Source organism: Cellulophaga sp. BC115SP (assembly GCF_009905545.1).
GTDB lineage: Bacteria > Bacteroidota > Bacteroidia > Cytophagales > Spirosomataceae > Flectobacillus > Flectobacillus rivi.
In genome coordinates this window covers 24,911-34,695 of record NZ_JAAALB010000056.1, presented here as the reverse complement: position 1 = coordinate 34,695, position 9,785 = coordinate 24,911, and the positions used below count along the sequence as shown (strand labels likewise).

At 33.9% G+C, this 9,785-nt stretch carries 7 protein-coding genes and 1 pseudogene; 3 read left to right on the top strand and 5 right to left on the bottom strand.

The features are described from left to right. Nucleotides 1–403: 403 nt before the first annotated feature. The 3 genes from GVN22_RS24140 to GVN22_RS24130 form a co-directional block, all read right to left on the bottom strand. A complete protein-coding gene (locus GVN22_RS24140) occupies nt 404–1,441 on the bottom strand; it encodes a nucleotidyl transferase AbiEii/AbiGii toxin family protein (RefSeq protein WP_240915758.1) in 1,038 nt (345 codons plus the stop codon). Next, nucleotides 1,425–2,033 carry a DUF6088 family protein gene (locus GVN22_RS24135; RefSeq protein ID WP_166553570.1) on the bottom strand — a complete coding sequence of 203 codons (609 nt, stop codon included), beginning with the start codon at nt 2,031–2,033 and terminating at the stop codon, nt 1,425–1,427. The genes GVN22_RS24140 and GVN22_RS24135 overlap by 17 nt, the downstream gene beginning before the upstream one ends. Nucleotides 2,034–2,266: 233 nt before the next feature. Beyond that, nucleotides 2,267–2,428: a hypothetical protein gene (locus GVN22_RS24130; RefSeq protein ID WP_166553569.1), complete on the bottom strand. Its 162-nt coding sequence runs from the start codon at nt 2,426–2,428 to the stop codon at nt 2,267–2,269. Nucleotides 2,429–3,571: 1,143 nt separating this feature from the next. Between GVN22_RS24130 and GVN22_RS24125 the strand changes: the two are divergent. The 3 genes and pseudogenes from GVN22_RS24125 to GVN22_RS24115 all read left to right on the top strand — a co-directional run. After that, nucleotides 3,572–3,856: pseudogene (locus GVN22_RS24125) on the top strand (type I restriction-modification enzyme R subunit C-terminal domain-containing protein); the annotation flags it as partial. Between the two features lie 161 nt (nt 3,857–4,017). Then, the gene (locus GVN22_RS24120; RefSeq protein WP_166553567.1) at nt 4,018–5,037 is read left to right on the top strand and encodes a YhcG family protein; all 1,020 of its coding nucleotides are present in this window, start codon (nt 4,018–4,020) and stop codon (nt 5,035–5,037) included. Nucleotides 5,038–5,962: 925 nt separating this feature from the next. After that, nucleotides 5,963–6,256: a hypothetical protein gene (locus GVN22_RS24115; protein WP_166553566.1), complete on the top strand. Its 294-nt coding sequence runs from the start codon at nt 5,963–5,965 to the stop codon at nt 6,254–6,256. 734 nt (nt 6,257–6,990) lie between these two features. Here the strand turns inward: GVN22_RS24115 and GVN22_RS24110 are convergent. Together GVN22_RS24110 and GVN22_RS24105 are read right to left on the bottom strand one after the other, a co-directional pair. Beyond that, a complete protein-coding gene (locus GVN22_RS24110; RefSeq protein WP_166553565.1) occupies nt 6,991–8,346 on the bottom strand; it encodes a replication initiation protein in 1,356 nt (451 codons plus the stop codon). 525 nt (nt 8,347–8,871) lie between these two features. Continuing rightward, the gene (locus GVN22_RS24105; protein WP_166553564.1) at nt 8,872–9,780 is read right to left on the bottom strand and encodes a hypothetical protein; all 909 of its coding nucleotides are present in this window, start codon (nt 9,778–9,780) and stop codon (nt 8,872–8,874) included. Nucleotides 9,781–9,785 lie beyond the last annotated feature (5 nt).

Sequence of the window (9,785 nt, the reverse complement as noted above, 5' to 3'; positions counted from 1 at the left end):
CTTTTTAAGATGGATAAAAATGCAAATGTCTCATTATCAAAAAAATATGCCTACTTAAAAAAGCTGGGTATAGTAAATCCAACATCAATATCTATGAATTAATCTAGGACTTGTCAGCTTCTGAGCCGTCTTTTTCTCAATACGAATCTCAATCTTTACCTCTACAGAAATGCTGTATTCGTCTCTTACAAAACTCTTTCGCGGTTTATAATCAGTATAGTCTCATAGTTAAATCTATGCCATTCCTTAATGCTTTTTGAGTCGGTTTTGATAATAGTTCTCTAAGTATGGGAATAGGTAAGAAAATTCGCCATGTGGATTAGTAATAACCGTTCTATTTCATAGAGTTATGTATTTTTCTATATCTTGAATAATCCAATTATCTGCCATAATCAACTAGGAATTAGTTAGAGAATTTTAATTCAAATTGCCAATCTAATGTTTGCAACTGTTCTTTTAATTCTTCCAAATTATCAACTAAATCTTCAAAAGAGGGTTTGTTGGTTTCGTAAATCATATCTTCCATCATTTTCTTATAATCTGCTCTCCATTCTCCTATTATCTGTGGCAATGGTACAGGGTTAAGGCTTTTAGGATTGTGGGTATTGTAATCTACACCACCTACTCTGGAAAATGTATGGCGATGGGCTACGATGGTTTCATATAGTGCTTTATCGTGAATGGCTTTTTGAGCAACGCCAGCCTTAGTTAGCTGATAAACATCATACAAATGACGGCTCAACCTATCCACTCGTATTTTTTCGGCAGTACGATGAAACTCTTCGTGTAATAAAAATAGCTTCTCTAAAAAGGTTCTTTCTGGATTCACAGTAGGCACTTCAAATAGTTGTTCAGCAAAATCTCTCCCTTTGTAAAATTCATCTACCAACGAACCAAAAGTTTGAACACTAAAGGGTTCTCTTAGCGATCTACAACTGATTTCGATTTGAACCCTTGGTAAAATATATTCTGAAGGCTGGTTTACAACATTTGAGTAGTATATTTCCAATACTCTAGGGTCTTGATCGCTATCTTTTGTTTCAATCACAACAAAATTCAACGCTTTGTATCCCTTGTCGTCAAATGCTTGTTTTAATTCTTCAAAGAAAGTTCCTGTGGTATATGCTCCTGCTTTTTTTCTGAGTTTATCCCTTTGACTCTTTCCTAGTTCTCCTGTAAATCCGAAATACTCTTTATCTATTGCCAAATCAATGTCTTCAGAAAACCTGTTGATAAGCTTCCAAGCTTTACTAAGGGATGTTCCGCCTTTGAACACTAGATGTTTTGCAATATCCATCTGAAATATGATTTCAAGTGTACGACTTACCCACCAATCCTTCTCTACTGCAAATGGTGTCATTCCCATTGTTGAAGCAATGGCCTCAAAAATAGCAACCTTTTCTGTTTTCTTTGTGGTGTAAAAATCAATTTTTGCCATCATTCAATGCTTGTTTCATTATTTTTTGAATCCATACTGGAGCCAAGGATATGTCGTGCTTTAAGTCTTTTTCATCTTCCTTTCGCAGTAAGTCTATAATCTTTTTCTCTTCTACTTTACTTACCTTACCATTACCGATTTCTTTGAGTGCTTGAATAACCAGCCTACTTATTTTCCCTTTTGCTAATAGGTTTTTAGGAGTAGTTTTTTTAAACTTAATCTTCCGCCTTCCCACTTTAATTTCTCGGGGCGAACCGTCTGTGAGCAATACAATATTCATGGGGACTTGTGTGCTTAGCCCTAGGGCATTTAGGGCATAACTTCCCGTTGGAATCGTCCTTATTCGGTCTCGCTTGGCTATAGCTTCGGCAACTTCTTCTGCTGTGGGTATTAATGAGCCTATTAATTTACTTATTTTGGGGCGAACATAAATACCTTGTGATACTCGCACAAGGTATTTTTTATCTTCCAAACGATCTAAGGCTTTACGTATGGCATCGGAGGAGCCATAACTCAAATAGTCATCAGGTAATATTAGCACTCCCCTAGGCTTACTTTTTATTGATTTTTCTATCTGTTTTTCAACACTTTCCATTTAGAATAGAGTTTATTTTTTGTCACAAATTTAGTAAATATTTGTGACAAAAAATAAACTAATTTAGAACATTTGGTGCGGACACTTAAATGGTAATCATTGTCACAAATCTTATCTAAATTTGTGACAATAATTACCGCAAAAAACTTCGGCTGTTGTCAATTGATATTTCTCCAGTTGTGATTTTACTAAGTTAGAAGTTTTGAAAACTTCTAACTTAGTAATCCTTTCTTTTATAGTGGAGCAATGTTTTTACCTACGCCATCATCCAACTTAGGGTCGTAGCCTTCCGTGATGAGTTCATCAATTTTGATTTTAAAGACTTCAATTTCATGCAATTGCTGGCGTATTTCCTCTTTTCGTATTGAGCCTGCTCGGTATTGTCGACTTCCCATATTCAAATTCCTTAAGAATCTTAGCAATATAGATTGGCCTAAATTTGCTGCTTTTCATAATACAGATTAAAGTTAAAAATTGTGATATTTTTAACTTTAATCTGTATTATTTAGGGGGAAGCTAACACTATTTCTCTACGGCACTCATTCCTTTCAAAGTAACACATGGACGGACGAAATTATAATCCTCCATTCATAGATCGGTTTGTTGGCCTACTTCTTCCAAAGAATCAAAGTCATAAGCATCTAACTCATGTCCACGGTAAGTTTGATTGAATCTCATGTGTACTCAAACCTCGCCTGGCTACCTGAGCGAGGCTATTTTATTCATACATTATACCTAAAAAATAAGCTAAATTTAGCCCACAGAAAAAAGTTTACTACCATACCAAGATTGAATGATGAGTACCGATAAAAACCAGAATCCAGAACAGATAGTCCATGATAAAATAGACACCATGCTTAGAGAAGCTGGGCGGCTTTTACAATCTAAAAAAGAGGTGTTGCCATAAGAGAGTATCAAGCAGACTCTGGTTTTACCGATTATGTACTCTTTGTAAATAGAAAACCTGTGGAATTATTGAGGCGACAAGGATCATGAGCTTACTGCAGCAGGAAATTAAGCTGTCGAATATGCCAACGCTAAGCAACAATAACCCTTTATCTTTTGTGTTTGAAAGCACTGCTACTATTACTCGTTTCAGAGATTTAAGAGACCCTAAGCCAAGGGGATGAAATATTTTTTGGTTCTACAAGCCTGAAAAATTGGCTGAATGGTTATAAAAAGATAAAAGCTTACGTGTAAGGATTTTAAGTATTCATTGAATGAGTCATAACTTCGTCCTGCTCAAATAAAGGCGAGATGTCTTTTGATCGAAAGCCTTGATTCAATGTGATAGAACAAGCTCATCAAGAGGCACAACAGCAACTTCAACTTTCAATGGTAGGCTTAACGACTATATCGAAAAAGTTAGACAAGAGTACGACCAAATCATTGATAGTCACAATATAGACACCGTGACTAGGAGTGAATTGGGATACTACTTCGGTAGATTAGGGTATTGATCTAGAGTTTTAGCGAGTATCTCGAAGCTAACAAAGTCAGGCTCTATATATTTTTTATAAGAGCCCTACAACCGTAGGAATGTTACCTTCAAGATGATTAAAGAGATGTTTGGTAAACTAAAATTAGACAAACTAACCTTTGCGTCACATTACTTGTGGGAATCATATAGTCAGCTTGAAAAGGTAAAAAGTAAACAACCAATTGATGAATTAACCGCTTTAATTTCGTTAATTCGCTATTTGTGTAGTATTGATGATGAATTAAGGGCATTTGATAAAACCATTGAAGACAATTTTAATAAATGGACTTTTAAACAACATACAGGTAATCACAATCGTTCTTCGCCTGAGCAAATGGACTGACTACGTGAACTCAAAAATAATGTAGTCAATTCCTACCATATCGAAATTTACGACCTTGAGTATACGCCATTTGACTAGAAAGGTCAAAGGGGCAAGATGTACCAACTTTTTGGTACAGAAGTGAATGATATTATTAATGAATTGAACGAAGTGCTGGCAACATGATGAACGAAATAGAAAATAAGGATTACTTACAAACGCTAATTTCTTTAAAGCAAAGAGTCTTACAAGCACAATACAACAGCTATAGTGCCGTAAATTCTGAGATGATTTTGGCGTATTTGGATATTGGCAAGACTATCTCCGAAAAAACAAAAACAGGTTGGGGTACTTCTGTTATCCAGCAACTCTCCAAAGACCTGCAAGCTGAGTTTAATGGTATAAAAGGTTTTTCGGAAAGAAACCTCCGACTAATGCGTTTTGTTTATGAAGAGATTGCGGAAAATCCAATTTGGCAACAGCTTGTTGCCAAATTACACTGGGGGCATACAGTGATGATTTTCAGCAAGATAAAAGACAAAACCGAGCGAGCCTTTTATTTAGAGAAGGCTCAAAGCGAAGCTTGGAGTAGAAGCATTCTGGAGGAAAAAATTAGGTTTGACCTGTATGCCAATTACCAACAGTTTCAAAGCAATTTCGATAAAACTCTAAGCTCGCAGGAGGTAGCTGCTTATCATCTTCAGTTTAAAGACGAATATGATTTATCTTTTTTAAACCTGTCCGACCACCACACCGAAAGACAGCTCCAAAATGCTCTGGTGGCAAATGTTACCAAAATGCTTGGGCAGTTTGGTAGTGATTTTGCCTTTATGGGACAGCAATTCCGTTTGGAGCTCGATGATAAAGAGTACTTTGTAGACTTACTGTTTTATCACCGCAAATTAAAATCAATGATTGCCATAGAGCTGAAAGTAAACGAGTTTAAACCCGAATATAGCCAACAACTCAATTGGTATTTGCACCTACTCGACAAAACCGTCAAATACCCTGAAGATAACCCTAGCATTGGCATACTACTATGCAAAAGTAAAAGCCAGCTTACAGTAGAATACGCACTAGAAATTGTAAACAAACCGATGGGCGTAGCAACTTATACTTACTCGCAGCTACCCAAGGAAATTGCCCAAAACCTACCAAGTGCAGAACAATTGGCTGTAATTTTTAATACAAATAATGGATAAAATGAGAGAAGATTGGGTTGATGAAGTTAAACCGATATTACAACTGGAAGTACACTCTCAAAACCAATTTAGGGTACTATTCAGACAAAAAATCATTTAATAAATAAACTGGTTTAGAAGCTGGACTTAATAGTTTCAAAGAAATCATGGAAACAATAGGTATTGAAGAATAGTAATAGTGGTCATTCTTCAGGGGTTAACCTTTTATATTTCAATTTCATATACTGATCAAACAAATACTAGTGAAGACCTAGATCTTCACTAGTATCTCTACACCGAATAGCCAATTCCATTAGAAATCAGCGTGAATACTTCTAATAAGACTAAGTGCCTCCTGAACTGTTTCCCACTAAATCAGAAATTGCCTCATGGATTACACAATCTTAGAGTGACTTTCAGACAAGAAAATAATGAACATTTCATAAAGTCTATTAAAAATAAAATCGTTTTCATTCAACTCCAAAACGAGAACATCATACTCGATAATGAAAACATTGAAATTAATGATGTTTTCATATTACTCCAAAACGAAAACATCATACTCGATAATGAAAACATTGAAATTAAAGATGTTTTCATATTAATCCAAAGTGAAAACACGATACTCGATAATGAAAACATTGAAATCAAAGTTGTTTTCATATTACTCCAAAACGAAAACATCACACTCGATGATGAAAACATTGATATCAAAATGTGTTCATGCTACTCCAAAGTGAAAACATAATATTTGATAATGAAAACATTGACAATCAAAGTTGTTTTCATATTATTCCAAAACGAAAACATCATACTCGATAATGAAAACATTGAAAATAAAGATGTTTTCATACTGCTTCAAAACGAAAACATTATACTCGATGATGAAAACATTGATATCAAAATGTGTTCATGCTACTCCAAAGTGAAAACATAATATTTGATAATGAAAACATTGACAATCAAAGTTGTTTTCATATTATTCCAAAACGAAAACATCATACTCGATAATGAAAACATTGAAAATAAAGATGTTTTCATACTGCTTCAAAACGAAAACATTATACTCGATAATAAAAACATTGAAATTAAAGTTGTTTTCATACTGCCCCAATGTAAAATATTCTTGGGGAAACTTACAGCAACAGGTGAGTATCTAATTTTTAACTTTAAAATCGTACTACTCATAAGAAACCTTATACTTTACAATTCAGTAGTTGTGCTTGCACACTGGTTCTAAATAGTTTTTGACATACAAAAACTCCATCTTGCTCCAAAAAAGGTTATGCTAAATATTTGTTTAGATTAGAGTACAAACACAAGCTTGAGCTATGAGGCCAGATTGATAGTAGATTGAACATAGTTTGCATAAAGTTTAGCAAAACATTGCCTATACTTTACATAGAGCTTAGCGATAGATTGAACATAGTTTGCACAAAGTTTAACTAAACCTTACCTATGTTTTTCATAAGGCTTAACGGTATATTCGAGATAAAGTGAGCACATTCACCTCTTCTTGATACTTGGCAATAAATATTAGTTTAATTGTTAGCAACAATCGAGATTATTACATCACTAGCCTACCAGTATTTGAAGCAGATTGTCATATTGTTCTGACACTTTTGTGCATATTCCTAAGAGTTTTCCATCCAAATGACCCCACCCCCTATTCGATATTTTAATGAATTAGTGTAAACGCTGTTAACTAAGCGTTTACACGCGTTAACAGTCCCCTTAACGCAAATAACTGAACGTTAACGGCGTTAACATTCAGCGTTTTTTAGATTCAAGAGGGCATAATACAACTCTTAACCCGTACTATTTTGTGAGAACATTACAACACCACACCCTTCGCTATGTAGGTAACAACATTTAAAAGCTGAGCAGGTAAATCATCCTTAAGAAAAATACGCTAGTGTTAAATATTTTTCTTCTAGGTCTTTATAGATTACTTATTTGCTTTGCTTACATTATCTATCCAGACCATCCCAATGATCTTAATGCTTGTTTAATAGTGATTTCCTGACGCCTAAAAGTTTCATCAAGTTCCTTAAACAGATGTGGATAGTTTTCTCTTACTTTTGAGTTTAAAAGGGCTTTGAAGGAATCTCTTTGCAAGTTTTCAGACACACTTAACTGCCTATTATAATCATAACCAAACTTCAAGCTTTCCAATAACTCTTCCTTTACTACGGGATTTTCTTCAAAATACGCCTTGATGATTTCATTTTGCTGCTCGTAATAGTTAATACGAAGATCTTCTAATGACTTTTCATGGTATTTGATACTTTGCAACCTCAAGTTCTGTTCTGTGACATCAATAACTACTTTTTTAGATTCTATCACTTGAGGGTAAAACAATACTTCTTGTTGCATCAGTTTTTGCAGATATCCCATAGGATTTTTAATGACCGTTCCATTTGATTGTTGTCTTTTCAACATATCAATACGCTCAGCTACATAATTTAACGAATATTTCTCTATCCATTCCTTAACAGTTTTAAGGTTTACTCCCTCATATTCTTTGAGCTTATCGTAAATTTGATTCTCCGCAATATCTGTTGATGGTATTTCTACTTCTTCTTCTGGTTGTTTACGTTCTTCTACTACGGTTTTATTTGAATATATATAGAAAATTAAAGAGTGAACAGCTTTTCCTCTTTTGTCCTCTTCAAAGGTGAACCGAATGTCTGTATAGTTTTCTAAGTCCTCCTGAGCTTTTAAAATTACCCTTTGCTTAAAATTAGCATACAGTGGATATTTATCAGCAACGGCTAAAGTTTCCTTCAGTTCGGTAAGGGTGAAAGTTCTTCTTCCAATGCGTTCGTATTGCTTTAATAATTCATATATACGCACTGAAAACGAGCTTTGCAGTTGTAAAACATTGCGTACATCATACATCAAAAATTGAGTTTGAAGCTGTAATAAAAATGGTTTCATTTTGGGGTGAAATGAAATATCGATATAGCTTCCTTGACTTTTGCTGGTAAAACTATCTAAACCTACAGCGATATAAGTCAAAAACTCTTTTTCTCCTTCCTCTGTATCACGTACAACTTTGATTTCTTTTTTCATCAATTTTACAGCTCCAGCCTTTAGCAACTTATATGCTTGTCGGTCGGTAGTAAGATTGAACTCATCAATCACATCTTTTAAGTAAATTCGGTATTCTTTGAAGTCCTCATCATCAGGAAAAATCATTGTTAACATTTTCGTAAACACTCGCATTTCCCAAATATCAAAACGATATTTTCCTTCAACAAGGTTATTGGATTTCCTTATAAGTTTGACTGATTGCGAATCATCGTGATTGTTCTTACTATGTTTCATTAAGTACAGATTAAATAGAAAATAAAGATACCTAAATTTGTTATAATTGACCCTAAAAATGTTATAATTGACCCTAAATTTGTTATAGTTATCCCTAAATTTGTTATAATTGACCCTAAATTTGTTATATTAAATCTTGTAATAAATTGAAAATCAGGTAGTTACAAGCACCGAAAATACATAAAATACAATTTAAAAAAAGAAACATCATCAGGCTGAATGATTCTTTTTTTAAGTTTTTACTCTTAAAAGTTTCAATAAAACAGATTTTTTAAGTGAAATCTAAACACTAAGATTTGATTTAAAACACAGAGGCCCCGCGAACCCTAAATTTGTTATAGTTGATAATCATTGTTCCCTAAATTTGTTATAGTTAGGAGCCCAAACCTACAAGATATCGTTGCTAAAATGCCTTTTACGATTATTTATAGGTTTTTCAGCTCCATAAATCTGTATGAAAGTAACTATCCCTAAATTTGTTATAGTTGAGGATAAGATTTTTTTAAGTATCTAACAATAAATAACTTACAATATTTTCTTCAGGGCTAAAGAAAGCTTAATGAGCTCATCGCAAAGGCTTTGGCTAGGGTTTTTGTTTAGTTTTTGTACTGTTTCATGAATTAGACCCTGTAAGGTATCTTGATCAACGACGTTTTCCTCTAAAGTTGAGGATTTAGAGGGAGTCTCTTGCAATAATGTAGATACCTCTTGCAAAGAAGAAATCGACTTTTCGGGGATATGTGCTTGATGAGAAAGCTGTTGAATATCAGATTTCTTGACTTTTAGTTTTCCTGATAGAATCTCTTTTTTCAAGGAAGGATTTAATAGATTTAACCCTTCAGCAAATTCAGCATCTCTTTTAATAGTCTTTTCACTGACATTATATTGCTTAGATAATTTAGCTGATGTTGACTCTTTTGGGACTTCAGGAGCATAAGGGACATTTTGACCTTTATGCTCGGAACGTAAATACTTCCCTTTTTCCAGTTTTTCAGCATTGTAACGAATTCCTCTTAAGTATGAAGCTTGTTCAGGAATTAGATTTCGTCTACCTAATTGATTATCAATCATATAATCTTTCGCTTCTCTAAAAGATGAGAAAGATGTAAGATGTATTTTGAAATTTATTTGATGTTTTTGACAAATACCATAACGGTTATGACCATCTATAAGTACATAAACTTTTGAGGTATCAGTCTCAGAAGGGTCAATGATATTTTTAGCTGTTTCCCAAATCATCAGTGCTTCTCTACACCCCTCTGTCAATATATTTTTTTCTAGCTGATTATATTCTTCATCTTGAAGGGGCGGGATAAGATCACGAAGTTCATCTATTATGAATATTTGTTGCTTAATTGCTTCATGATTTAAAAGACTTTGGTCTTTTATGATACTATTAGTTATACCAAGATTTCCTATATATTTTTTTGCCATGACTG

Bases quoted from the DNA above. Each gene is read 5' to 3' on its own strand.
- GVN22_RS24110 (WP_166553565.1), bottom strand. From the start codon at position 8,346: ATGAAACATAGTAAGAACAATCACGATGATTCGCAATCAGTCAAACTT.
- GVN22_RS24135 (WP_166553570.1), bottom strand. From the start codon at position 2,033: ATGGAAAGTGTTGAAAAACAGATAGAAAAATCAATAAAAAGTAAGCCT.
- GVN22_RS24130 (WP_166553569.1), bottom strand. From the start codon at position 2,428: ATGGGAAGTCGACAATACCGAGCAGGCTCAATACGAAAAGAGGAAATA.
- GVN22_RS24140 (WP_240915758.1), bottom strand. From the start codon at position 1,441: ATGATGGCAAAAATTGATTTTTACACCACAAAGAAAACAGAAAAGGTT.
- GVN22_RS24120 (WP_166553567.1), top strand. From the start codon at position 4,018: ATGATGAACGAAATAGAAAATAAGGATTACTTACAAACGCTAATTTCT.
- GVN22_RS24115 (WP_166553566.1), top strand. From the start codon at position 5,963: ATGAAAACATTGACAATCAAAGTTGTTTTCATATTATTCCAAAACGAA.
- GVN22_RS24105 (WP_166553564.1), bottom strand. From the start codon at position 9,780: ATGGCAAAAAAATATATAGGAAATCTTGGTATAACTAATAGTATCATA.